Source organism: Salmonirosea aquatica (assembly GCF_009296315.1).
Classification (GTDB): domain Bacteria; phylum Bacteroidota; class Bacteroidia; order Cytophagales; family Spirosomataceae; genus Salmonirosea; species Salmonirosea aquatica.
On record NZ_WHLY01000002.1, the window covers coordinates 4,448,547 to 4,473,288 of the forward strand.

25 protein-coding genes are annotated in these 24,742 nt (G+C 50.0%); 13 read left to right on the forward strand and 12 right to left on the reverse strand.

Annotated features, from left to right (window positions below):
* The first annotated feature begins 49 nt into the window (after nt 1–49).
* From GBK04_RS19335 to GBK04_RS19350, 4 genes are all read left to right on the forward strand, one after another.
* Complete coding sequence (locus tag GBK04_RS19335) at nt 50–1,411, forward strand: hypothetical protein (protein ID WP_152762499.1); 1,362 nt, start codon at nt 50–52, stop codon at nt 1,409–1,411.
* A gap of 171 nt (nt 1,412–1,582) precedes the next feature.
* Nucleotides 1,583–3,988, forward strand: a complete 2,406-nt coding sequence (locus GBK04_RS19340) for a TonB-dependent receptor (protein ID WP_152762501.1) — start codon at nt 1,583–1,585, stop codon at nt 3,986–3,988.
* Nucleotides 3,985–5,034 carry a DUF4249 domain-containing protein gene (locus GBK04_RS19345; protein ID WP_152762503.1) on the forward strand — a complete coding sequence of 350 codons (1,050 nt, stop codon included), beginning with the start codon at nt 3,985–3,987 and terminating at the stop codon, nt 5,032–5,034. Before GBK04_RS19340 ends, GBK04_RS19345 begins: the two co-directional genes overlap by 4 nt.
* Before the next feature lie 95 nt (nt 5,035–5,129).
* Complete coding sequence (locus tag GBK04_RS19350) at nt 5,130–6,404, forward strand: DUF5690 family protein (RefSeq protein WP_152762505.1); 1,275 nt, start codon at nt 5,130–5,132, stop codon at nt 6,402–6,404.
* A gap of 22 nt (nt 6,405–6,426) precedes the next feature.
* Here the strand turns inward: GBK04_RS19350 and GBK04_RS19355 are convergent, their stop codons facing one another.
* Both GBK04_RS19355 and GBK04_RS19360 read right to left on the reverse strand, forming a co-directional pair.
* Nucleotides 6,427–6,858, reverse strand: a complete 432-nt coding sequence (locus GBK04_RS19355) for a hypothetical protein (protein WP_152762507.1) — start codon at nt 6,856–6,858, stop codon at nt 6,427–6,429.
* Nucleotides 6,859–6,973: 115 nt separating this feature from the next.
* On the reverse strand, nt 6,974–7,315 hold the full coding sequence (locus GBK04_RS19360; protein WP_152762509.1) for a LytTR family transcriptional regulator DNA-binding domain-containing protein: 342 nt from the start codon (nt 7,313–7,315) through the stop codon (nt 6,974–6,976).
* A 373-nt stretch (nt 7,316–7,688) separates the two neighbouring features.
* On the opposite strand from GBK04_RS19360, the gene GBK04_RS19365 reads away from it, so the two are divergent.
* A complete protein-coding gene (locus GBK04_RS19365) occupies nt 7,689–8,339 on the forward strand; it encodes a sensor histidine kinase (protein WP_152762511.1) in 651 nt (216 codons plus the stop codon).
* A 20-nt stretch (nt 8,340–8,359) separates the two neighbouring features.
* On the forward strand, nt 8,360–9,067 hold the full coding sequence (locus tag GBK04_RS19370) for a response regulator transcription factor (RefSeq protein WP_373331141.1): 708 nt from the start codon (nt 8,360–8,362) through the stop codon (nt 9,065–9,067).
* Here GBK04_RS19370 and GBK04_RS19375 read toward each other — a convergent pair.
* Both GBK04_RS19375 and GBK04_RS30825 read right to left on the reverse strand, forming a co-directional pair.
* Nucleotides 9,064–10,212: a TIGR03364 family FAD-dependent oxidoreductase gene (locus GBK04_RS19375; protein WP_373331142.1), complete on the reverse strand. Its 1,149-nt coding sequence runs from the start codon at nt 10,210–10,212 to the stop codon at nt 9,064–9,066. The two genes, GBK04_RS19370 and GBK04_RS19375, sit on opposite strands and share 4 nt — an antisense overlap.
* On the reverse strand, nt 10,213–10,770 hold the full coding sequence (locus GBK04_RS30825) for an HAD hydrolase-like protein (protein WP_373331143.1): 558 nt from the start codon (nt 10,768–10,770) through the stop codon (nt 10,213–10,215).
* A gap of 23 nt (nt 10,771–10,793) precedes the next feature.
* On the opposite strand from GBK04_RS30825, the gene GBK04_RS30830 reads away from it, so the two are divergent.
* Complete coding sequence (locus tag GBK04_RS30830) at nt 10,794–10,925, forward strand: hypothetical protein (protein ID WP_373331144.1); 132 nt, start codon at nt 10,794–10,796, stop codon at nt 10,923–10,925.
* Between the two features lie 207 nt (nt 10,926–11,132).
* On the opposite strand, the gene GBK04_RS19380 is transcribed toward GBK04_RS30830, so the two are convergent.
* A complete protein-coding gene (locus GBK04_RS19380) occupies nt 11,133–12,242 on the reverse strand; it encodes an endonuclease/exonuclease/phosphatase family protein (RefSeq protein WP_152762513.1) in 1,110 nt (369 codons plus the stop codon).
* Nucleotides 12,243–12,403: 161 nt separating this feature from the next.
* Here GBK04_RS19380 and rimP point away from each other — a divergent pair, with 161 nt between their 5' ends.
* The 6 genes from rimP (at nt 12,404) to GBK04_RS19405 (ending at nt 18,103) form a co-directional block, all read left to right on the forward strand.
* Entirely contained in the window at nt 12,404–12,877 is a 474-nt protein-coding gene (gene rimP, locus GBK04_RS19385; RefSeq protein WP_152762515.1) for a ribosome maturation factor RimP, read from the forward strand.
* Between the two features lie 81 nt (nt 12,878–12,958).
* Nucleotides 12,959–14,200 carry a transcription termination factor NusA gene (gene nusA / locus GBK04_RS19390; RefSeq protein ID WP_152762517.1) on the forward strand — a complete coding sequence of 414 codons (1,242 nt, stop codon included), beginning with the start codon at nt 12,959–12,961 and terminating at the stop codon, nt 14,198–14,200.
* A gap of 112 nt (nt 14,201–14,312) precedes the next feature.
* A complete protein-coding gene (locus GBK04_RS31565; protein ID WP_444544419.1) occupies nt 14,313–14,795 on the forward strand; it encodes a hypothetical protein in 483 nt (160 codons plus the stop codon).
* Nucleotides 14,792–17,281: a translation initiation factor IF-2 gene (gene infB, locus GBK04_RS19395; RefSeq protein ID WP_444544420.1), complete on the forward strand. Its 2,490-nt coding sequence runs from the start codon at nt 14,792–14,794 to the stop codon at nt 17,279–17,281. Before GBK04_RS31565 ends, infB begins: the two co-directional genes overlap by 4 nt.
* A gap of 182 nt (nt 17,282–17,463) precedes the next feature.
* Nucleotides 17,464–17,796 carry a hypothetical protein gene (locus tag GBK04_RS19400; RefSeq protein ID WP_152762520.1) on the forward strand — a complete coding sequence of 111 codons (333 nt, stop codon included), beginning with the start codon at nt 17,464–17,466 and terminating at the stop codon, nt 17,794–17,796.
* A 49-nt stretch (nt 17,797–17,845) separates the two neighbouring features.
* Complete coding sequence (locus GBK04_RS19405; RefSeq protein ID WP_152762522.1) at nt 17,846–18,103, forward strand: hypothetical protein; 258 nt, start codon at nt 17,846–17,848, stop codon at nt 18,101–18,103.
* 15 nt (nt 18,104–18,118) lie between these two features.
* Here GBK04_RS19405 and GBK04_RS19410 read toward each other — a convergent pair whose 3' ends face one another.
* From GBK04_RS19410 to GBK04_RS19440, 7 genes are all read right to left on the reverse strand, one after another.
* On the reverse strand, nt 18,119–18,985 hold the full coding sequence (locus GBK04_RS19410; protein ID WP_373331145.1) for an alpha/beta hydrolase fold domain-containing protein: 867 nt from the start codon (nt 18,983–18,985) through the stop codon (nt 18,119–18,121).
* A gap of 466 nt (nt 18,986–19,451) precedes the next feature.
* Entirely contained in the window at nt 19,452–20,642 is a 1,191-nt protein-coding gene (locus GBK04_RS19415) for an acyltransferase family protein (RefSeq protein ID WP_152762526.1), read from the reverse strand.
* Between the two features lie 162 nt (nt 20,643–20,804).
* Nucleotides 20,805–21,233, reverse strand: a complete 429-nt coding sequence (locus GBK04_RS19420) for a VOC family protein (protein WP_152762528.1) — start codon at nt 21,231–21,233, stop codon at nt 20,805–20,807.
* A 48-nt stretch (nt 21,234–21,281) separates the two neighbouring features.
* Nucleotides 21,282–21,740 (reverse strand): DUF4488 domain-containing protein, encoded by a 459-nt coding sequence (locus GBK04_RS19425; protein WP_152762530.1) that lies wholly within the window; start codon nt 21,738–21,740, stop codon nt 21,282–21,284.
* A 115-nt stretch (nt 21,741–21,855) separates the two neighbouring features.
* Nucleotides 21,856–22,935 (reverse strand): serine hydrolase domain-containing protein, encoded by a 1,080-nt coding sequence (locus GBK04_RS19430; RefSeq protein WP_152762532.1) that lies wholly within the window; start codon nt 22,933–22,935, stop codon nt 21,856–21,858.
* Nucleotides 22,936–23,087: 152 nt separating this feature from the next.
* Nucleotides 23,088–23,435, reverse strand: a complete 348-nt coding sequence (locus GBK04_RS19435; protein WP_152762534.1) for a nuclear transport factor 2 family protein — start codon at nt 23,433–23,435, stop codon at nt 23,088–23,090.
* Between the two features lie 261 nt (nt 23,436–23,696).
* The gene (locus tag GBK04_RS19440; protein ID WP_152762536.1) at nt 23,697–24,692 is read right to left on the reverse strand and encodes a hypothetical protein; all 996 of its coding nucleotides are present in this window, start codon (nt 24,690–24,692) and stop codon (nt 23,697–23,699) included.
* Between the last annotated feature and the right edge of the window lie 50 nt (nt 24,693–24,742).

The window sequence follows — 24,742 nt, forward strand, 5'->3', positions numbered from 1 at the left end:
TATGTGTTCGCCCTGTATCGAAACAGGATTTAGACCGAAACTGTACCCAATGACCCCATCCGAAGAGCCCTCACCCGGTTCGATTTCGTCCGCTGACAAGGATAAACTCCGCGAATTGACCGCCCAAAGCTGGGAGATGGAACTGGCCATCTCCGGCGTGGCAATCTTCGCGGTTCTGCAACTTCCCGATCTGCTCGATCAGGGGTTTGACTACCTGCGCTACAACCTCATCACCCAGACCGAGGGCTTACCCGGCTTATTACCCATGTTAGCTTTTAGCATGACCAAGTCGGCCTGCTATGTGCTTTTCCTGGCCTTTCTGGTCAATTTTGTCATGCGGGCGTATTGGGTAGGCTTAGTGGGATTGCTGGCCGTTTATCCTTCCGGGATTCGCTACGACAAGATCCCCTTTATCTCAACGTACGCCCAGGAGCAAATAAAAAAAGATTTGGGGCCGCTCGATCGATACATCGTTCGACTCGACCGCCGGTGTAACATCGTGTTCGCCACGGCTTTTCTGATGGTAATGATGCTATTCCTTATCGCCGTCGGGTACGTGATAGTACTGTCGGTTTATTTGATATTGCGTCCAGCGCTTCCCGCCGAGGTGTGGCAAATCTTAAAAATCGCATTTAATGTCCTACTCGTCCTCTACTTGACGGCCACGATCATCCTGAGTAACAAGCGCGTAAGGCAACATCCGATTGGTACCAAACTCCAGTATGGCCTCATGCGGTTCAGCCAGGCGTCGATGATGGGAATCTATAAACCTATATCGGCTATTTCCAATACTTTTTACAGCAATATACCCACCAAATATATTCTCCGAACCATGGCAGTTGTGATGGTGGTATTTATGGGGTCGTTTTTTGTGGAATTTACTGCGGATCTTTCAAGAACCGATCGTAGAATTCAGGGGTTGGCCTCCCGACACCTATACACGGCCCGAATCGATGAGCATTATGTCAACCCGCTGGCGTACGACAATTTACGGGATGAAAACGACTACCTCGCGCAGGCCAGCATTCAGGCCGATGTGATCCAGGAACCGTATATCCGGTTGTTTATCGCCTACCCCAAAACCCTGGATACCTTACTGAAGGTCGTGGCGAAAGAACCAGTCATGGACGACAGCCTGTCGAGGCAGGAGCGACGACAACGGTACGCCGACTGGAGCACTGAGGTCATGCGTAACATGCTGCATGTCGTCATCAACGACTCTTTGTATAGCAAGCCCGACGTGCTGTTCACCCAACGGGGCATACACCAGCAACGGGGCTGGCAGACTGTCCTAATCCCCGATAACCTGCGCGTTGGGAAAAATCTGCTCAAGGTAGGTCTGAAAACAGAGGGACGCTTGAAACCGGATGAATTGATTGCTATTCCTTTTTGGTACGTGCCCGATAAGTGAAGGTTTCCCAAACGAAAGGATGTTTCCGGGGATGTTGGAGCATCCCAGGGTACCCTAGGCAAAAAACCGTGGAATAGCCGACAACCTACTTGACATCATTTGATTGGCCAACTACCAATGCGTAATTTTCAAATTCAGGATGGAGTTTATCTACTAAAAAAGTACTGGTAAATGAAAACACGTTACGTGCTATTTTTCATCCTATTCCTCCAACTGACGTCCTTAGCCCAAAACACCTTCCAACTCACGGGTTACGTCCGCGATACCGCTGCCCGTCCTCTGGCCGGGGCGTCTGTGCAAGTACTTGATGTGGGCTACGGGTCCACCACCGATTCGCTGGGGTACTACGCCGTGCGGGTACCGAAGGGTCTGCAAACGATTCAGTTCTCGTTCGCAGGCTACCAGGTCCAGCAGCGCAGCCTCACAGTTCGTGCGAACGACACGATGAGTGTTCAACTGGCTGAGCGCGTCACCCTGCTGCGCGAAGCTATCGTCACGGGCCAGCAGCCTGGGCAGCAGGTACTAAGTACTGCCGTGGGTCTCACAAAGCTATCCATCAGAACGTTGCGCAACTTACCTACCTTGCTTGGCGAACTGGACGTAATGCGCTCAGTGCAGATGCTTCCGGGCGTGAGCAGCGTGGGTGAAGCTTCCACGGGCTTCAACGTGCGGGGCGGGGCTGCCGACCAAAACCTGATCCTACTGGACGAAGTACCCCTTTTCAACGCGCAGCATTTGCTGGGATTCCTGTCGGTTTTCAATCCCGACGTGGTGCAGGACATGGATTTCTACCGGGGCAGTGCGCCCGCCCACTACGGGGGCCGCGCCGCCTCAGTGCTACATGTGCGATTGCGCGAAGCCAACGCTTCCAAACTAGGCGTATCGGCGGGCATCGGGCTGCTGAGTAGTCGGCTGATGGTCGAAGCGCCGCTTGTAAAAGAAAAGCTGGCTTTCTATGCCGCCGGGCGACTCTCGACGGTCAATCAAATGCTCAAATTATTTCCCATCAAAGCCGTGGCAGGCGTGAAGGGTAGTTTCCATGACCTGAATGCCCGGCTGGATTTTCGGCCCAATGCCCGCAATAAAGTATCGCTCACAGCCTTCCGCTCAACGGATAGCTTCACGCTGCCCGGCGACTCTTTGAATCAAGTCGAGTTGAGCGGCTCGGCTACGACTTTCGCCTGGCGCACCAATGCGGCCACGCTGAGCTGGTCGCACTACCTGTCGGCTCGCTGGCAGGTGCAGAGTAGCGCGGTCTGGAGTCGCTATGTCGCCGAAGTGAGCGTACCTGACTCAGCCAAAGCGTATCGACTTACTTCCGGCGTGGACTACGCTCAACTGAAAACCAACTTTACCTACGCCCCGAATGACCGCTGGCAAACCGACCTCGGTCTGAACGCCATCCGCTACGAAGTCACCGCCGGGCGGCTCGACGCGGTAGGTACCTACTCACAGGTAAATCCCGTGCGGCTCCCCAACGAGCAGGCGCTGGAAGCCGCCCTTTATGCCAACACTGACCTTACCCTCAGCGAGCGGTGGTCGGTGCAGGCGGGGCTGCGCGGCTCGTGGTTCGGGCGGCTGGGGCCGGACGTAATATACCGTTACACAACCGGAGCGGCCCCCACCCCCGAAAGCCTCACCGATTCAGTGGTGACGCAAGCGGGTAGTTTGGGTAGTACGTTCGGGAATCTCGAGCCAAGATTTTCGGTACGCTGGTCGCTGCGCAAGGACGTGTCGCTCAAACTGGGCGCGAGCCGGATGGTGCAGTACCTGCAGCTACTCTCCAACACCGCTGCCGCCCTACCCGCCGACCGCTGGAAACTGGCCGACGAATACGTGCAGCCGCAGGTAGCCGATCAGGTGTCGCTGGGGTACTTTCAGCTTTTGCCCAAATCGGGCGTCGAATTCTCAGCGGAAATCTTTTATAAAAAACTTACACACGTCACCGACTTCCGGGGCAACGTACCGCTGCTGCTCAACCGTTATCCCGAAACGGCGGTACTACAAGGCAACGGTTTTGCGCAAGGCCTGGAAATGCTGCTGCGCCGCAACAGCGGTCTGCTGACAGGCTGGCTAAGCTATACCTACTCGCAAACGCGCTTCCGGCTCGCCGGTACCACACCCGGCGAGCGCATCAACGAGGGTACCTACTACCCAGCGGGCTACGACCGTCCGCACGTCCTGAATGCCGTGCTCAACTACAAACTCAGCGCCCGCGTCAGTCTGTCGATGAACGGCGTGTACACCTCCGGCCGACCGATTACCTACCCTGCCGCCAAAATATACATAGGTACCCGCACCGTACCCTACTATACCGATCGTAACTTGGGGCGCCTGCCTGCCTACATCCGTGGCGATCTTGGACTGGTTGTGAATGGTAAAAGGGTACCTGGCCGACGTTTCGAGAGTGATTTCAGCCTGTCGCTTTACAACGTGCTGGGTCGGCGTAACGCCTACTCGGTGTATGTGAATACGCTCCCGGTTTATCCTCAATACTACAACCCGGTAAAAGCGTACAAACTATCGGTGCTGGGTGCGATTATTCCTTCGATCAGCTATAATTTTAGATTCAAATGAGAGGTACCTATCTCGGAATTTTACTGATCCTGCTGCTCACTTCCTGTGTCGATCCTTATGACCCGAAACTCGTGGGCGGCGAGAAGTGCCTGGTATTCGAGGGTATCCTGACCGACGCCCCCGGCCCGTACCGCTTCGCCCTGACCCTGTCGGCGGGCTACAACAGCACCGAAAGCGTGTACGACGAGCGGGTGCAGGGGGCAAAAGTCTGGGTGACCGACGACCAAGGCACCCGCACCGACTTCACGGATGATGGTAAAGGTAATTTCGACTCGCCCGCCGGGTTCCGGGGCGAAATCGGACGTACCTATACGCTTACGATCGTTTACGATGGCCAAACCTACCATTCTGATCCCGAACTCCTGCGGCCCGTGCCGCCCATCGACACGGTGTATTCGTCTTTCCGCAAAATCACCAGACCAGGGGCCGCCTACAATGGAGAATTCCTGGTCTACCTGGACGTGAGCGATCCGGACGAAGAGGAGAATTATTACCAATGGGATTGGACTCATTATGAGAAGCCCAACTTCTGTTCTCTTTTCCGCCAAGAGGCGGCCACCTACTGGAAGCGCTGCTGTACTCCTTGCTGGAATATCACCCGTAGCGCGGGCGACATCCTGATTGCCTCCGATCGGCTTGTCAATGGGCGGCAGTTGACCGGACAGCCCATCGGTACTGCTCCCAATGACGATATTTCTCCTTACTATCTCAAAATCAGACAACAGTCCCTTAGCCGGGGGGCGTATCAGTATTGGCTGAGCGTGCGCAACCTGACGGGCAATGTGGGTAGCGTGTTTGACATTCCTCCGGCTACGCTCGTCGGAAATCTACACGAGGAGGTTACGAGCGGCGGTCCGTCGGGCGGACGACCCATATTGGGGTACTTTCAAGTTTCGGCCCGGACGGAAAAGATTGTTTATATCAATCGGTTCCGTGCGCCGCTGCAACCCTTCGCCCCAACGGAGTACCCCTACTGGAATACCTGTGAACCTTGCAACGAGAGCCTGTCGCGCACCGGAAGGCAGCCGGAAGGATGGGTGGAGTAGGGCAGAAAAGATAGCTTCGCAATTTCTTAACGCGCTTAGTCTTGGATATACCCTGATTCTGCCCGTATTTGCATGATCTAAAACCCGCCTCCCGCTTGAAAAAGAACCCCGAACTCTACACCACCGCCCTCGGTGCCATCGCCGCCTTTTGCACCTACACCAGCATGTACGGCTTCCGCAAGGGTATCACGGCGGTGCAGTTTGAGGGCATAGCATTCGGCGGCATCGACTACAAAATCTGGCTGATCACAGCTCAAGTACTGGGCTATGCGGTTTCTAAGGGCATTGGCGTCAAAATAGTGTCAGAAATGAAGCCCCACCAGCGGCCCTGGTACGTACTGGGGCTGATTGGTTTCGCTGAGCTGGCGCTGCTGGGCTTCGGTCTGGTACCTGCGCCCTACAACATCATCTTTTTGTTCCTGAACGGTCTACCGCTAGGCATGGTGTACGGCACCGTACTGGCTATGCTGGAGGGGCGCAAACAAACCGAAATCCTGGTCGCTGCGCTGACGGCCTCGTTTATTTTTGCTTCGGGGCTGGTCAAGACGGTGGCTTTGTTGCTGATGCAGCAGGGTGGCATTTCGGAGCTTTGGGCGCCATTTGTCACAGGTTTGATTTTCGTGGTACCTCTGCTCTTGTCAGTGTGGGGTTTGAGCCGCCTGCCCATGCCCTCCGAGGAGGACAAAATTCTGCGCACCGAGCGGCTCCCGATGAACCGCACCGACCGCAGGAATTTCTTAGGGACCTTTCCGACGGGCCTCACGCTGCTGATTATTTCCTACGTCCTGCTCTCGGCCTTCCGCGATTTTCGGGATAATTTCGCCCCCGAAATCCTGAAAGGTACCGTCAGCGGCAATCCGACGATTTTTGCCCAAACCGAAACGCTTATCGCTCTCCTGATTCTGGGTATGATGGCCGGCCTGCGCTGGGTCGAAGACCACTTCCGGGCGTTTACACTCATCAATATTCTCATGATTGCCGGAGCCATATTGGTAGGACTAAGTACCTGGCTATACCAGCTCGGCAGCGTATCGGCGAGTGCATGGTTCATGCTGACGGGCCTGGGGATGTACATGGCCTACGTACCCTGCAACGGCCTGTATTTCGAGCGACTCGTAGCTACGTTTCGCTACGTGAGTACCGTCGGTTTCATCGTCACGCTCGCTGACTGGTACGGGTACCTGGGGAGCGTGGGGGTACTTTTGTACAAAAATTTCGGGCAATCGGACCTGAGTTTTCAGCAATTTTTCGTGTATGGTTGCTACGGATTGAGCGGGTTGTATATTCTGCTGACGATTTTCTCCTACGCTTCTTTCCGGCGGAAATACAAAAAAGGGCTGACGACCCCGAGAGTCGTCAGCCCGGTCTGAAGAGTGTGGATAGTGAGTTCGTTCAGTCTTTGGATTGCTTCTCGATGTAGCCAATTTGTGGCCCGTTGAGCGAACTTTCAAACAGTTCGTTGTACTCCATGCCTTTAGCTTCGCCGTACATCTTTTTCAGCAGACTGGGAATATCGTAATCGGCGCCATCTATTACGGGATCCATGACGAAAATGTAAGCATAAGAGCCATCATTTTCGGGTTTCGTAGGATGCAGGATGCGCGTTTGCCGGAAAACCTTTTGATCCGCAGCACTCAATTTTTTTGCACCGGGCCAAAATATCTCATGGAGGAATTTTTCGAATTGCTCACGTTTGTCTGCCTTGACCGGATTGATAAAAATCCACACAGTTTCGCCCGATTTAGCCATCATACGGCTTTGGGCATTGGCTGCTCCACTTCCCAGCACGGAAAGAAGTGCAACAATTAGAATTAAATTTTTCATAGGGTACCTTGTGCTAAAAGTTGAACATAAGCGAAACTGTACGCCCCATCTGGACGAGCTGAAAACGAATTCTGTATAACAAGAAATGCAAGCGATTATTTCGGGGAGAATTATTTCAATAAATACTTTCTGGAAAGAATGGTACAGTTTTCAATATCCCTTGCCTTCTTCGCGAAGGGCAAACCTGCGTACCATCCGTGAGTTGAACGGTGCCATCTTTCCAGACTTTGGCGACAAACTTCTGGTTGATCACCACTCCGCGCGTAAGCCGTACAAAACCATAGGAGCGAAGTCGCCCTTCAAGAACTTTCATCGTGGTGGATACCATGAATTTGCGCCCGCTGACTTCGTAGATCAGCGTGTAGTTACGATCGGCCACCAGGCGGACGATCTGCTGCGGGGCCACACGGCGGTAGCCGCCGACGTGAATGAACGAATCGGGGAGTTGTGTCTCCATGGTCAGGGGAGTTAAGGGTGAGGGAATGTTGAGAGTGTAAAATGGTGTGGATAAATGCCTTCCCAAAAGTCCGAAACTGCCGCCGGAGTTGTCCGGGTAATATTACTGTATTTGACCGGGTGTTTTTCCCATAAAAAAAGGGTGTTTTTCCCGTATAGGAGTAAAAGTGGGGATGCTACATTTACGCAAAATTCTACAGGTACCCCATGCTTTGGTGTGTTAGGGGTTTCAATGCACTACGCCAGTCGGGACTTGATCATTATCATCATTTCCATATTGGTCCAATCGCTGTTATCAGCTGTCATCCTGCTGCTAACTACCCTTATTTATCTTAGAAAAATCACTGCAAACACACCAACGGCCAATCATTGAAATGGAGCAATCGTATCAGCAGCAACTCCTGCAAGCCCAAATTGAAGTACAGGAACAAACGCTCAAGCATATTTCGCAGGAACTGCACGATAACATCGGGCAGATCCTTTCCTTGGTGAAGATCAACCTGAACAGTGTCGATATTCGGGAAGAGGAAGCCGCTTTACAGAAGCTAGGGAATACCAAAACCTTAGTCACCAAGGCGTTGAGTGACTTACGGAGCCTGGCCAAAACACTGGACGCTAACTACGTACTGCGATCCAAACTGTCGGAAGCGCTGCGGTTTGAACTCGACTACATCGAGCAGGCCAGTGGCTGCGCTACTGCGTTGGTGGTGCAGGGAGAAGAGCGCCTGCTGACCTCCCAGCAGCAGGTTGTGGTTTTCCGGATCGCTCAGGAGGTGCTGAACAACGCCGTCAAACACGCCATCCCCAAAAACATTCAAGTGGAGCTAGGATTTGAACCTACCCATTTCAAACTCCGAATCGCGGATGATGGAATAGGATTTGACCTGGATGAAATGCAGCGCGCCGGAGCCTACGAACGGGGTGCGGGCCTGACGAATATGTACACCCGTTCAGCATTGATCGGGGCGTGGTTTTGCTTGCAAAGTACCCCTGGACAGGGAACGATCGCATTGCTTGAGATGTGACCACACCATTTGCTAAAAAAATGTTGTACATTTCTCCTTTCATCACTACTCTACCCACTTACACACTCACTGTCATGCAACCCATCACCATTGCCTTTGTAGACGACCATCGTATGCTCAGGCAGGCCCTTGTGGAAATGCTCCAGAAAAATCCCAATTTCGAAGTGGTCCTTGAAGCGGACAATGGCCGGGACTTTATCGACCAACTGCCCACTTTGGCTTCTCCTCCTGACCTGGTACTTCTGGATATTAATATGCCGGTTATGAACGGCTACGAAACCGCCCTATGGCTGAAAAAGAACCATCCCAAAATAAAGGTGGTAGCGCTATCGATGAACGATCAGGAAACCGCGATTATCCGCATGCTTAATAATGGCGCGAAAGGTTATGTGCTGAAAGATGCTGAGAAAGAAGAACTGTACCAAGCCATTGAGCGGGTGATGACGCAGGGGTTCTACTATACCGATCTTGTAGTAAGTGCGCTGTCGAACACCATGCATTCACCGGATGGTACCCCGCAGCATCCTACCCACTTGATCAATACGCGCGAGTTTGAATTTATTAAACTGGCTTGCCATGATCTTACTTACAAGCAAATAGCCGAAGAGATGAGCCTAAGCCCCCGTACCATCGACGGCTATCGCGAGGCGCTTTTTGACAAACTGAACGTGAAAAGCCGCGTGGGGTTGGTGATGTACGCCATGCGCAACGGATTGGTGGAAAGCTAGTTGTCGAACCATTTTCCGACATTCTCCTCCGCAAAACCCAGGCTCGACGTCATGCCTTTGCCACCTACTCCGGTGATGATCTGCAGCCGGGGCGCTACTTCATATTCAAAAACTTCGTCGGGATGCTGGGCGTAGTATCCTGCCCAGGAGCGGGCAATGGTACGCACCGGGAACTTTACAATCCGTTCGGCTTCGGCCAGCATCAATTCATTGATATGATCTTGTAGATCAAAGCCAAGTTCGTCGGTGGCAGTAGCCGGGGCATATTCATGTGAATCGCCGACGATGATAGAACCATCGGTTGCCTGTTTGAAAAGGATATGAATGCCCCATTTTTTCAGTTCGATGTAGTGTTCAGGTACTGTCAGTTGGGCAAAAGAAGGGCAGGCTTCAAAAGCTTCGTAGCGCCGTAAGGTCAATCCTGTCAGCACGTTGGCCGCCATGTTTACCTGGAGAAGAGGCCGGGTCTGGAGCATTTGCAGTTTGCTGACAATCAAACCACTTGTGGCATAAATTTCAGGAAAAAGGAGCCGAAACTCACTGCCACTGCAAATGACCACCCGCCCGGCTTGCAGCCTTTCGCCCTGCGCGGTACGTACCTCGACTAAATCACCATTGGGCTCGCAAGCCAGTACGGCCGTGTCGGGCTGGTACCTGATGCCGTATTTCCGGACCCCGTACTCGATCAGGCGATGCACCATTTTGTCGGGTTCAACGCTGAGGTCATCGGGAAAGAAAATACTACCCTGCACGTAGCGATCATGCAGGTACGGGAAGCGTTCCAGGGTTTGTTTGGCCGAAAGTAGTTCGTTGGGAAAATCCTTGTCTTTAAAAAGAGCTGCTGACTCCTGAGCGATCTGCCATTCTTCGGCATCAGAAGCCAGGTACACCGACCCCTGTGCCCGCACGGTCAGGTCGAACTCCCGTTGGATTTCCTTATAAAGTTCCACGCTGCGCCGCCCATAAGTATGCCAGCAGCCCGCAAGTCCCGAAGGTACCACCTGCCCGAAATTGCGAACGGTAGCACTTACCGGCCGGTTGTCTTTTTCCAGCAAGGCCACCGTTTTTCCCAAACGAGCGGCCATCAGCGCGTGAGAGGTACCCAGGATACCTGCGCCGACCACAATAAGATCGAAGGGTTTCATTTAGATGTTTTCTTCTTCGATGATCGAAATTACCTCCCGCAAAGACCCGATCAGCCGCGTAGGATGATGCGGTGCCAGCTGGTCGGCAGAATGGGTGCCGTTGGTTACGGCCAGACTCATCCGGCAGCCTGCCGCGAAGCCTGACTGAATATCCGACGGGGTATCGCCCACGTTGATGACCGCTTGCGCATCATCGACGCCCAGCAAGCGCATGGCTTTCTGAATCATAAAGGGGGCGGGACGACCTTTTTCTACCTCATCGCTCGTAATAGAAGCCTGAATGATTGTCGAAGGGGTACCTATGCGCTGCTCGTTCAGTCCTTCCAGCCAGCCGAGTTTTTTCAGGATAATATCGCATACCTTCCTGTAGAAGCCGGTCGTGAGGGCAATCTGAATATTGTTTTTGTGTAAGAAACCAAACAGTTCCAGGCAACCCTCAGTGGGAGTAATGTCGTGGGTGAGGTAGTGGTTTTCCAATACTTGGGTAAAGGTCTCGTAGGATTGGTCCACGCGCGTCTGCCATTCGGGGGGGTACGACTGCCGAGAATTTCTTCCCATAAAGTCTGGAATACAAAATATTTGTGCAAACCCTGCATGGCCAGGATGCGCTCATCGCCGACGGTAAGGCCGGTTTGGCGGGCGGCTTCGGCAAAGCACGCCTCCACTTCGTGGTGATCAGTGACGGTGGTACCCGCCATGTCGAGAGTAACTAGCTGAATCATGATTTTTTGTATAAAAGCCTTTCAGTTACTGGATTTTTAAAAGTGATCTGAAGATAAAGGCAGGTAAAAATGAATGAAAATAACCGTTTTGATGCCTGGTAGGGCACTCTGCCACTTATCTCATTCCAAAGCCTGCTGGCCCAAATGTAAGAGGGTTTGTCAGGAAATGCAGAGTCACTGCGTGAAATTAACGTAAAGTTAAAGCTGTTCTTTGCGCGTATAAAAACCGATGAGTGGGTAATGATCCGAGTAGGGTACTTCCCTAAGGGTTTTAAACTCGGTCAATTCAAGTCGATTCTGGTCGTAAAACTGGTTGTCTATTCTAATAAAATTAGGCAGGTGGTTGTAGCTGAATCCAAAGCCCCGCCCCCGCTCTTCAAAGGCATTGGCAAGGCGTCGACGCAAGTGTCCGTACACGTAGCTGTAAGGGGTTTCATTAAAATCGCCACACACAATAATGGGGTAGGGCGAGGCGGCGATCCACTTTTCCAGCGGGTTTAATTCCTGGGCCCGGGTTTCGAAGCCACGGCGCATTTGGCGGAAGGCATACTTAGCTTCGTGTTTTTTCTTATCATAATCCTGCTCTGAAACCACCTGGGATAGTTGTAGAGTCATCGAGTACAGGTGAGTATTGATGATTCGGAGGGTATCCTTGTTCCAGACTATATCAGCCTGTAGCAGGCCATTCTGTCCACTGAAAAGCGTGTCGCGGGTAGCCAGAATGGGGTACCTTGAGAACACCGCCAGCCCGAATTCGCTGGGAGAGCCGTGTGACCCTTGCAGCAGGAAAGCATGGTGACGGTAGCCGGTTTTAATCAGCATTTCCGTGATGTGGAAATCTTCCATATCTCCATGGCTGAAATACTCCTGAAGGCACAGTACATCGGCATTCTGTTGAACCAGCCAGTTTTTAAACTGTTTCAACGTAGTGTGGTTTTCTTCGTGCCTGTACTGGTTCAGTCCGAAGTTGAAAACATTGTAATTCAGCACCGAAATGACAGGACTCTGTCCACGGCTCGGAGCCGCGGCCAGCGAAGGGCCGGGTGAAAGATCCAGCTGGAAGGTACGGGCCAAAAAGGGGAGTCCGGCCAGTAAGACAAGCAACGTGACGATAGCCCGTCGGGGCGCTACCGCCAGCCACAGTACCATAAATACCAAATGTAAAACGACTACTACGGGCAGGGACATCATCATGAAGCCCGCAATCCAGTGCGAACTGAAGGTCCAGTAGGTAAGCGCATAAACGATCAGGGTGTATAAAACGAGGATTTTGTACAAAAACCAGAGGAAGCCTGTAAGCAGACGCATAAATGAGAGGCGGATGAAACTCCAAAATTATGACATCGGAACGAATAAAACCGGGAACAAGTTGTGTTTGTGGAAATTGTAAAATAGTATTATCTTTGCGGCATAATTTCGGTTCAATAGTTATGAGCGAGGGGATATGGAATCCCCTTTTTTGTTGTAGCATGGCGTCCAAAGAGCAGATCGAATCCCTGTTGGCTCCCTTCCTTGAGGAGGGAAAATATTTCATCGTAGACATTCAGATCAAAGCGTCCCGGGCCAGCCAGAAACTCATGATCCTGTTGGATAGCGACGAAGGAATTACGATTCAGGAATGTGCCGACATCAGCCGCAACCTGGACGAAGCTCTGGAAGCCTTTGGGGAAGCCTATACGCTGGAAGTGTCGTCACCCGGATTGGATCAACCCTTGCGTCTGCCGCGGCAATACCAGAAAAACGTGGGCAGGAATCTGAAGGTAACTTTGGCCACAGGGCAAACCCTGACGGGAACCTTGGTGGAAGTGAAGGAGGGCAGTATTGTACTGCAACTGCCTGCTCCTCGTAAAAAGCCGAAAACCCCGGCTGAAGAATCCGCACTGCGTCCCGAGATCGAACTCGAATCCATTGTGAAGGCGGTGGTGCAGGTGTCGTTTAAGTGAGTAACGGTAAGCCTCATTAGGAGGCTTTTGTGAAATATGTAAATTTGTAATTCAGAAATAAGTCAGTATCCTAATAAGACCATGGATAGCTCAGTATTAATAGATTCATTTGCCGACTTTGCCAGTTCGAAAAGCATCGATCGTCCCACGATGATCAGCGTATTGGAAGAAGTGTTCCGTACCATGATCCGTAAGAAATACGGTACCGATGATAACTTTGACGTTATCATTAACCCCGAAAACGGGGATCTCGAAATGTGGCGTACCCGCGAAATCGTCGACGACGACTCGGAGGATATTTGGGATTATGACAAAATTCCCCTCTCCGAAGCCCGTAAGATCCAATCCGATTTCGAGGTAGGTGAAGAGGTGGCCGAGGAAGTGAAGCTGGTCGATTTTGGCCGCCGCCTGGTACAAACCGCCCGGCAGACGCTTATCCAGAAGATCAAGGATCTGGAAAAGGAGATGCTGTATGACAAGTACAAAGATCAGGTCGGCGAACTCATCACGGGCGAGGTATACCAAACCCTGCGCAACGAACTGATTGTACTCGACAACGAAGGCAACGAGCTTTCCCTGCCCCGCACCGAGCAGATTTCCAAGGACCGCTTTCGCAAGGGAGACAGTGTGAAGGCCGTGATTCATAAGGTGGAAATGAACAACGGGACGCCCCGGATTACGCTGTCGCGGACTTCTTCGGTGTTTCTGGAAAGGCTTTTTGAAATCGAAATTCCCGAAATCTACGACGGTCTGATTTCTGTCCGTCGTATCGTCCGCGAGCCGGGCGACCGCGCCAAGGTAGCTGTTGAATCCTACGACGACCGGATTGACCCTGTAGGGGCTTGCGTGGGTATGAAAGGCTCCCGGATCCATTCGATCGTGCGTGAGCTGGGCAATGAGAATATTGACGTGATTAACTACACCGAGAATCTCGAACTGCTCATCAGCCGTTCGCTGAGTCCGGCTAAAATCAGTTCGGTGCAGATTGACCGGGACGCGAAGCGCGTGTCGGTTTATCTAAAACCGGATCAGGTATCGCTGGCGATCGGGAAGGGCGGCCAGAATATCAAACTGGCGGGCCGGTTGGTTGGCATGGAAATCGACGTATTCCGGGATGTGGAAGAGTTGGCCGAGGAAGATGTGGACTTGTCGGAATTCGACGATGAAATTGAAGCTTGGATGATCGAGGAATTCCGTAAGATCGGACTCGATACGGCCAAGAGTGTACTGGCTTTGAGTAAAGAAGAACTGCTGCGCCGAACCGATCTCGAAGAAAATTCGATTGAGGACGTGCTGGATGTATTGCGCAAGGAATTTGAATAGTACCCTACCAGGTAGAGGTGCATTTGGAAATAAATTTAATACAAGCCATCCGTGGATAACACCCCGGTGGCATCACAACACACAAGACCAATTTTTTTGTTAATTGCTTCCTATGGCAGAAGATAAAATGATGCGCCTGAGCCAAGTGGCAAGGATCCTGAACGTAGGTATCTCTACGATCGTGGATCATCTGTCTGCCAATGGGTATAAGGTAGAAACCAATCCGAATACTAAGATTAATGCCGCCCAAATTGACTTTTTAGCAAAAGATTTCAATTCGGAAAAACTGCGGACTTCGGGCAATCCGCCCAAGCCCGCCGCCGCACCGGAAATCCAGCCGAAGGGTGATCAGCGTTCGAGCGGTAATGACGAAATTTTGTATTTCCGTACTTCACCAACGGTCAAGCCCGCTGAAAAAGAGGAAGAAGTTCCGGCCGTGAAGCCTGCGGAAGCACCTTCACCGTTATCGGAGTCACGCCTGCCTGGTATCAAAGTGGTCGGCAAGATCGATCTCAACGCCAGAAAACCAGTCGTACCACCTCCTGTTGCTCCTCCCAAAACGGAAGCGAATGAGCCTCGGGCAACCCCCAGGTGACTCCTCCCGCGCCAGAGCCCGCCAAACAAGAGGTTGTGGTACCTAAGGAAGTAGAAGAGGTAGCGCCTGCGCCGGTAGCAGAGCCGGTGACTCCGGCTGAGCCCATTCAGAAAACACCCCCCCAACCCCAGGCGGTTGAGCCGGTTGTGGAGCCCCAACCTGCAGCCAAAAAAGCAGACGAACCTCGGGAAGCAGTGCGCGAAGAACCCGAGATTAAAGAGCAGGCACCGGCTCCAGCGGTTCCATCCGTTGCGCCAACAGCAGAAGCTCAGGAAGAGAATCCCAATATTATTGAAGCCAAGGGCCAGCAGTTGCGAGGCCTGAAGGTAGTAGGAAAAATAGAACTGCCTTCTGAGCGCTCCCGGAAAAAAGATCCCGTGGCTTCCAGTGATGCCTCAGGAGATAAGAAGAGGCGGCGTAAACGTAAGCGCATCCGGGATGTATCCGGAGAAGAAAAGCCAGCCGCCGCCACGGCCGCTGCTGGTACCACGGCCCCTAAGGCCAAGGAAGCTACCACTGCTACCAAGAGTACCGCCGCCGGAGCTGCCAAAACCCGTGGACGCCGTGGTGTCCGGCGTGAGGAGGTATCGGACAAAGAGGTTGCAGACAACATCAAGGCTACGATGGCCCGCATGGGCGGAGGTACCCCTAGCCGGACAGCAAGAGGTGGAAGTAAACGCCGCCGCGACCGAGGCGATCAGGATGATAGTGGATTCGATCAGAATGAAACCAAGGTACTGCGCGTGACTGAGTTCATCTCGGCCAACGAACTGGCCTCCCTGATGGATGTCACGGTGCAGGAGGTAATTTCGGTTTGTCTGAACATGGGTATGTTCGTATCCATCAACCAGCGGATCGATGCCGAGGCCATCACCTTCATTGCGGATGAGTTCGGCTACGAGGTGGAGTTCATCTCGGCCGAAGAAGAAATTCAGAATGAGGTAGTGGAGGAAGTGGACGCTCCAGAGGACCTGATCGAAAGGGCTCCTATTGTTACCATTATGGGTCACGTCGATCATGGTAAAACATCGCTACTGGACTATATCCGCTCGGCCAATGTGGCTAGCGGTGAGGCGGGCGGTATCACCCAACACATCGGGGCTTACAGCGTTAAGACCAAAACCGGCAAACAGGTTACCTTCCTGGATACGCCCGGTCACGAAGCCTTTACGGCCATGCGGGCCCGGGGTGCCAAGGTAACTGACGTGGTCATCGTGGTGATTGCGGCGGATGATAGTATCATGCCACAGACCCGCGAGGCCATCAACCATGCCCAGGTTGCCGGCGTACCTATTGTATTTGCATTTAGTAAGGTAGACAAAGCAGGAGCGAACACTGAAAAAATCCGGGAAGAGCTCGCCAATATGAATTATCTGGTGGAGGACTGGGGTGGTAAGTACCAATCTCAGGAAATTTCTTCCAAATCGGGACTGGGTATCGACGACCTGCTCGAAAAGGTACTTCTCGAAGCCGAATTACTCGAACTGAAAGCTAATCCTGACCGGCGAGCTTCGGGAACCGTGGTGGAAGCCTCTTTGGACAAAGGCCGGGGCTATGTGACTACCATTCTGGTAGAAGCCGGGACGCTCAAAGTTGGTGATATTATCCTCGCTGGAGCGCACCATGGCCGCGTGAAGGCCATGACTGATTACCTGGGCAAACGCCTGAAAAACGCCGGCCCTTCCATGCCGGTGCAGGTGCTGGGACTCAATGGTGCCCCACAGGCCGGGGATAAGTTCAACGTGATGGAGCTGGAACGCGATGCGCGTGAGCTGGCCAACAAGCGTGAGCAAATTCTGCGTGAGCAAACCATCCGTTCACGTAAGCACATTACGCTGGAAGAGATTGGACGGCGCAAGGCGATTGGTTCGTTCAAGGAACTCAACCTGATTGTGAAAGGGGACGTAGATGGTTCGGTAGAAGCGCTTTCGGATTCTTTGCTTCAACTTTCCACTTCCGAAATTCAGGTCAATATCATCCACAAGGCCGTTGGGCAAATATCCGAATCGGATGTGAACCTGGCTATTGCTTCGGATGCGATCATTGTGGGCTTCCAGGTACGGCCTTCGTCCAATGCCAAGAAAATGGCCGAACAGGAGCAAATCGAAATCCGTCATTACTCCGTAATCTACAACGCCATTGAAGAAATCAAGGATGCCATGACGGGTATGTTGGCCCCGACGGTAGAAGAAGTGGTAACGGGCAATATCGAAATACGTGAAGTGTTCAAGATCAGCCGCATAGGTACCATTGCCGGTTGTTATGTAACGGATGGTTTTGTGAAACGCAATAACAAAATCCGGATTATCCGGGATGGTATTGTAATCCATACGGGCGAGATCGATTCACTCAAACGCTTCAAGGATGATGTGAACGAGGTACGTTCGGGATACGAATGTGGCTTGAATATCAAAAATTTTAACGACATCGACGTCGGCGATATCATCGAGAGCTTCGAGCTACGTGAAGTAAAACGGACGCTATAAGCCTTACGATGTCAGATTATAAAAAAAGCAGACCTCCGCGGGGGGCTGCTTTTTTTATGTCCTCCTTTTATTTTCTTTCAGCGATTTGTGGCAGTTACCACAAAATGGATAGGAAGTTTCGCAGGGAAAGGCACAGTTTTTTAAGAGAAGAAAGGTACCTAATATACTTTAACCCCAATACAATGGAAACGGATAAGAAAGTAGAGAATGAACAGGATAATACGCTGGCTCATGTGACCAATCAGGGAAAAGAAAAAGACACGGAAAGCTACGATCCTGATCGCTACGTGCCTTCGGCGACTAGCGGGGAAGAGCACGAAGAGGGGGTACCTTTGGAAGAAGCCGAACCCGACGAAGGGTATAGCACCGATCCCGCTCAGGGGAAATGGAGCGCCTCGCTGCATCTGGCCGATGAGGATATGGATCGCCGTTTGGATGATCCGCTGAAGGAAGCAAAAAATATTCAGGAAAGCTACGAAAAGTCGGAGCAGCACTCCCGGCAAGAAAAGCTGTAGGTACCCTACCTTAATATGCGCATAGTATTAATGATAAACCTAACAAATTATGAAAGATCAAGAGAATAAACCCAGCCAGGAAATTGATGAAGAAAGGGTCGTGCAAACCCATTCTAATCTGGGACTAGTCGATGCCCGTCCCGGCGAGAGTACCTTTCCAACGGGTACGAAGAACCACAGTACACAATTGGATCATGCCTTTGATGAAGTTGCCGATCCGCTCACCGATGAGGTGGCGCTGGAAGATGATTTGTCGGCCATTGAAGATATCGATCCCGAGGACGGGTCGGATTCGGATAGGGACTGAGGCAGGAACCAATGTCTATTGGTAGGAGTCCAGAATGTATTGGGACGCTTTCTCGGCTGAAAGCTCATGCGTTTCGCCCGGAATAACCTCGAATTTACAAGGTACGTGCATCAGCCGAAGTTTTTGAGCCAGCAATTCTCCCTGTTGGCTGGATACCAGTACATCCCCCTGCCCATAAACAAGCAGGGTTTTTGGAGAACCAAATGAAACCAGATGGAAAGGACTGGCCTTTTTGAAAACATCGATGGAATCGCCGTACTTCTTGCCAAGCAGGATTTCTACATTGGGCCACAGGCTTTTGTCCAGCATTTCTTTTACCGAGAGTTCGGTAGGGGCCGAAATGGCAACAACGGTACCAATGTTCGTTTCGGTGGTACGATAGGCGTACGTGAGGGCTATGTGCCCGCCCGCGCTAAAACCAACTATACGGTAATTGTCTTTACGGAGGTTGTATTTCTCAGCGTTGTCACTTAGGAAGTGTACCGCGTTCTGAAGATCAGCCAATTGCAGCGACAGCAGGTCGCCCGCCCGGCTGTCTACGCGGTAATTCATGTTGACGATAGCCAGGTTTTTCCCCTCTTTGAGTAACCTGTCAACGGTAGGTTTCAAAAAAGATTTGTCGCCACTGGTCCAGCCGCCCCCGTGTAGCAGAATAACGACCTCTGCCGCATGCCCATTCAGGGATATAGGCTGATATAAATCGAGTTTTACCTTGTCATTATTGCCATACACTACGTCCTTGTAGAAATCATAATCTACTACCGTATCGTTGATGTAATTGCTTTCGGGCTTGACCTGATCCCAAACCTGGCATCCTGATAGCAGCGAAAAAACCAGCAGCCAGCCAATCAGATTGTAATATCTATTTTTCTGAGTACACATTTTCCGCATATCATTTTCCCGGTAAACACTCCCCAACCTGAATCGTATTTGAATGACGTTGCAGCATTACGCAAGTTACTTGATTGGACAATGATAGATAAAAATATTGAAATACTTCTTACCGATTTCCTTTTTTAATTCTACCTTGAATAGATCGACACTTGGTGTTATACTAAGCAATAAAAGTGCCAGAGGGGGTCTTAAAGCCTATTTAAGTTCCACAAGTTTCGCAAATTACCGATCGATTTTCCGAAAATTGGATAAGGTTGGCTCTATTTACAATGACTCGAGATTTGAGAATCTGATCTGAATAATTACCTGCCTTTTCTTGTATGAATGGTATGCTCTGGCAGCAGGGAATCTATCCAGCACTAGCCTAAATACGCAACAACGGGCTCAAAGGTTTAAGCATTACCCGAACTTTTGTTCATAGCCTTAGGGTACCTGCGGATAGCAGTTCGCTGGGTCAGATCCGGATAAATAGTTTTTTTCGGTACATCCAGTAGAGTACAAGCCATTGCACCAAGAGAATGACCAGCCCACTGACCAGGGTTTTATACGGTTCCCCAAAGAGCAAGTCATAATGTTGGCTGATATTGGTACGGAAAGATCCATCGATAAAACCCACTACCGTATGAGCCAATACGTAAGCTGCAATGGAGTTCATACCCACCACGATGAGCGGGAAAAAGGGTTTTCTGAATTGTTGCATATCCACCACATAATAAAACGCCGCCAATAACACAAAGCACCATCCCCCGCTAAACAGCGTCCAGGACGGAGTCCAGATCCGCTTGACAATCGGACAGATACCCGTGAAATGCAAAAACAGGGATGCTCCGAATAACCCGGCAGCCACGATCAGAAAACGGCGTACCAGTCCGGTATTGGATTGACTGTTTTTCAGCCAGCGGCCGGCCTGTAATCCCAGAATCATGGTACCCAGGGTAGGTATGAAACTGAGAGTAGCGTACCCACCCCCGTTGAATAGGAACGGCTTCCCGCGGGGAAACAGATTCAAAAACCAGCGGTCAAAGGCCCAGGCGGCGTTGGTGTTTTTGTTCCAATGGGCAGCAAAACCCGTACGGAGGTGCTCCCAGTCGGCCGCGACACCCGTCTGCGACCAGTCGAAATCAGGACCCGGTAGGGGATAAAAAGCGAACAAAGCCCAATAGCCAACCAGAATAAGGCCCAAGGCGATCCAGCTGACTCGTTCGGAACGGAAACCCAGCGCAAACAGTAAGGGGTACCCCAGGCCGATTTGCGTCAGCGTGTCTTCAAAAGTAAAGTTGGTTTGGTCACGGTACATCGACCGCAGGAAGATTCCGAGCAAAATCAGAATTAGCGCCCGGCGCAGTGTGTGCATCCAGAGTGAGGTATGACTTTGAGCGCGTGTTTTGCGGCTAGCTATGGAATAGGGGAGGGCTACCCCCACCAGAAATGTAAACGAAGGCTGAATCAGATCGTGCAACGAACAGCCCACCCAGGGTACATGGCTCTGCTGAAAGTGTAGAAATGCCCAAAAAGGACTTTCGGGCAGGGCTTCGGCTACGTGGCTGAACTCCAGCACTTCGGCCATCATGAGTACCATGACAAAGCCCCGGTAGGCATCGACGGACGATACCCGCTGGGCAATGGGATTATTGACTACCGCCATGCAAGAAGATCAGAAAGTTTACAAGTAGGGTGATATCCAGAATAAGCCGGGATGCAGGCTTTTCTACCATCTTTTCGTATAAGTATATCGCCCTGCTGGTTGGTTCAGCAGGGCGATGGTACCTGAAAAGAACACTCAACGGGCGTGGTACCCGGTCAGTAGCTATACCGCAAAGAGTTGATTGATATCCTGAAACGATTTGAATTCCAACGCATTGCCCGACGGATCAAGGAAAAACATGGTGGCCTGTTCGCCCGGCTGCCCTTTGAACCGGATGTAGGGCTCGATGATAAACTGAATGTTGTGGCTCCTGAGTCGGGCTTCCAGCGCGTGCCAGGCGTCCCATTCCAGCACGACCCCAAAATGCGGTACCGGTACGTCATGCCCATCTACGGGATTGACATGGTGCGCTTCCTGTTCGGCGGGCCGAGGTTTGTAGTGGATCACGTACTGATGACCAAACAGATCGAAATCCGTCCAGTGGGTATCGCTCCGTCCTTCTCCGCATCCCAGCACTTCGCGGTAAAATTTTCGGGCTGCTTCCAGATCATGCACGGGTACGGCAACATGGAATGGCGTTAACTTGCTCATGGTAATGATAATAGTAAAGTTTGGAAGGTACCTTAGGAGGTTGCAATATTACGGATTTGCCTTGATCCGCCGATACTTTTCAACAATAACCCGATCAATGCCGAGCTCTTCCAGTTTCTCGATCCCTTTTTGAACCAGCGTATCGTTTTCAATTTTGACCACAAACTCGAAAGTATGGTTTTCCCAGGCTGGGTCCACGAAATAATCCAGATGTTCGGTGTAGGTACTATCCACTAGCGTAAAGGTACCCCCTCCGGCCGAAAAGGGAGCCGCCGTGGAATCTTTCGCGTTCAGGGCATGATTCAGAAAAGCAAAGTGCGTTCCGTTCAAAATCTTGATCATATTGCGCGTAGAATCAAAGGTTGAGAAAGTGGTGTCGCCTTCGATCGTGGTAGCCGAAATCAGCTCCCAGGTACCTTCGATGGGTAAGGGTTTGGATTGCTCTGATTTGCACGAAAGGAATAGAAAGGGGATCAGGAGAAAAAGGTAGGTAATGGTACGCTTCATGGGTGTATGCTTATTTGCTTGTCTTTAACGAGTGAACTCGGTCCTGGGTAAATATACAGAAGAGTCTGACCTATTAAACTGGAAAATAGTCGTCAGGTACCTGCTTTTTTTCTAATCATTTTTTTTCGAACGCCTGAAATATCTTACCGAGGATAAAGTATGCCCTTGTATGGGGGTACCAGTTGCCGTATGCACCAGAGGTCATGGCGATGACCATATTTTCTTGGGGAACTACCACTAAATGATTTCCGCCATTTCCAGAAGCCCATAGGTAGCTTATTTCTCTTGTGCCGAACTTTCTCTTAGATCTGTACCAGAGCATCCCATATCCGTCAGCCAAAGGATTATAATTTCCTATAGCAGGCGACTGTTCGTTCAATAAACGATTCATATAATCATAATCGGCTATTTGCTTATTGCCCCATTTTCCTTTATTAGCAACCAATAAGCCTAGCTTTGCAAAGTCCAGTGTAGAAATGTAAAGATTGCCGGCCGCACCCGTCTGATTTGCTTTATTAGTATACCAGTAAAACTCTTTTATTTCCAAGGGATCAAAAACTTTCTGCTTGGCAAAATCTCTCAAACTCATGCCAGATTTTTCTTCGATGATGGCCCCAATCAGTACCGCGTTGATATCTGCATAGACCCACTTTTTTCCTGGCTTGTTGGCCAACGGAATGCTTAACAAGTAATTTACCCATTCATCATTTGCGATCCATTTTCCGGCATTTCCAGGAGTTTCAGAGTTGTCTGAATCAGCATCTAATCCCGAAACCATATTTAATAAATGAATAAGCTTGACTTTTTTATAATCTTCGTGCATAAAAGGGTACTTCTCTTTGGGAAAGAAAGAGTAGACATCTTGGTCTAAACTTTGCACTAATCGTTCTTTGATAGCCACTCCCAATAGCAAAGCGGTAATGCTCTTTCCAGCAGATCTGATATCGTGTATATGGTTTCGCCAAAATGTATTGTAATAGTTCTCCAGTACAATTTTATTGTCTTTAATGACGATCAACCCTATATAATCTCTTGGGTTGAATTTTGAAATTGTATCGTCAAGGGCATTAATTGAATCTCTATTGAAGCCGGCCTTCTCTGGGGTAATAGCAGGGAGGTCAGGAATCGCTTTCATTTGTGCATGTGCGGAGAGCGATATGAACAAAAGAAAGAAAATAAGGAATTTTAGCTTCATACTTTCAATTGAATTTGCTATAGTCTTATTGTTTTCGATTTATCATAAATTGCAGGTAAAGGTTTAGGGATTGGTAATAGGCCAGTAAACAGAAGAAGCTAGGCAGCTATGCGCTTCAGGGTTATCGATTTGAAAGAGGTAAGGGTACTTATTTATTCGGTGTAGTGCGCGATTATTTTGTTGACTTTTCCCTGTTCGTCGAAGAACATGACTTCAATGGATTTTTTATTCAGCACCGATTTGTAATATAAAGCCACCGAATTGACGCCCACCGTCACATCGAGCAATTCAAAATGCAGATCAGGTAGCTTTTGCAGGGCGCGCCGCCAGTAATCGGCTACGTTTTCTTTTCCTTTCAAAGTACCGTGATCCACGCCTAATGCGATTTTGATCATCGGGGTAGTTATCTCTACGTCGTCGGTATAATGCGTGAGAATATCGTCCAGATCTCGGGTATTCCAGCTTCTGATCCAAGCTTCGGCAAATTTTTGAGCATCCATAGTTTGGGTTTTGTTTTAATGGATTCTGGATTTTTTGTCTTTAGGTGCGTTATTATGAATGAACAGGTATTGCTGCAGGTGTAGAATTCAATGAATGTCCAGCCCATAACCGCTGCCCACTAAAGAATTAAAAGTACAAGATAACTACTAAAAGCCCATCAGAATTCCATCCACTGATAGCGAACTACAGCCGATGATTATAACATATTGCCACACTTGTAGCAATACCCATGTTGTACATTCGTGCTTTTTATGGGTGTGCTATTTTTCAAATTTTATTAACTCACTGTTATAGTCAATTATAACTTTAAAATATTTTAAAAAAGAACCTCCGATAGCACCTTTAACTACTTTGTCCATACTCCCTATCATTCCTTTGGACCATGCTTCATCAGGTCTCTTAGCAAACCAAACTGGTCCCGCTGTCAGGTTTCCAACTTTTACTTCGGGAACTTCAATTAAATCTGCACCTGTAACTTCTCCTTTTTCAATTATTCTCCAATCAGGATGTTGAAGATGCCACTCGTTGAAAAGACTTTTTGCTATAAAGGAGCCTGCGGTTGCGTTCTCCTCAATGCCTAATTTTGCCTTTCCACTATCGCTTAATAAAAATGTAGACCCTGTATCAAATAGAAAATCAATTACTTTTCCATCGATTATCAATATCATGCTTGGATGCCCGAATCGTTTGTTCCCCTTCCTATCTTTTTTAAAACCGAGAACCTGAATATTTTCGTCCACTTTATCTTTTGAAAGCGGAGTGTTTACTGACATTTCTCCTGTTATGTAATTAAACGTCCAGGCATTATTTATGAAGAAAAATTGTCCTAAAAAAATTTGATAGTTAACAAATTTTGCAAAAAATATGCTCTCTTTATCATCGTCAGGAGCTTCAATGAAAGGAATGTCTATGTGAGTTTTAAAATAATTTGGAATCTGTGGATAGGGAATGTTACGGTTATCATATATCTCTTTTGCAAAAATATATTTAGTAGTGTCGCCGTCTATGTTTAATACGTTGACTTTTAACTCTAAACCAAGCTTTTTTACTGTTGAGTTGTAAATTGCGGTATATCCGCCACCTGTGTCACAAAACCCTAAAATCGTATCTCCCTTGATCGTAGGAATTTTTAGGAAAAATCTTCCTTCTATTAAGTCAGAAGGTAAATAGATTCGCTCGCTTGATTGTTCTGATATTTTTTGTGAAAAACCTATTATTGGAATTACCATTAGCATTAAAATAATAAACCTCTCCATAACATTTTATTTTGAGTAAATGGAAATTTCTCAGCATGACGTACAACTCG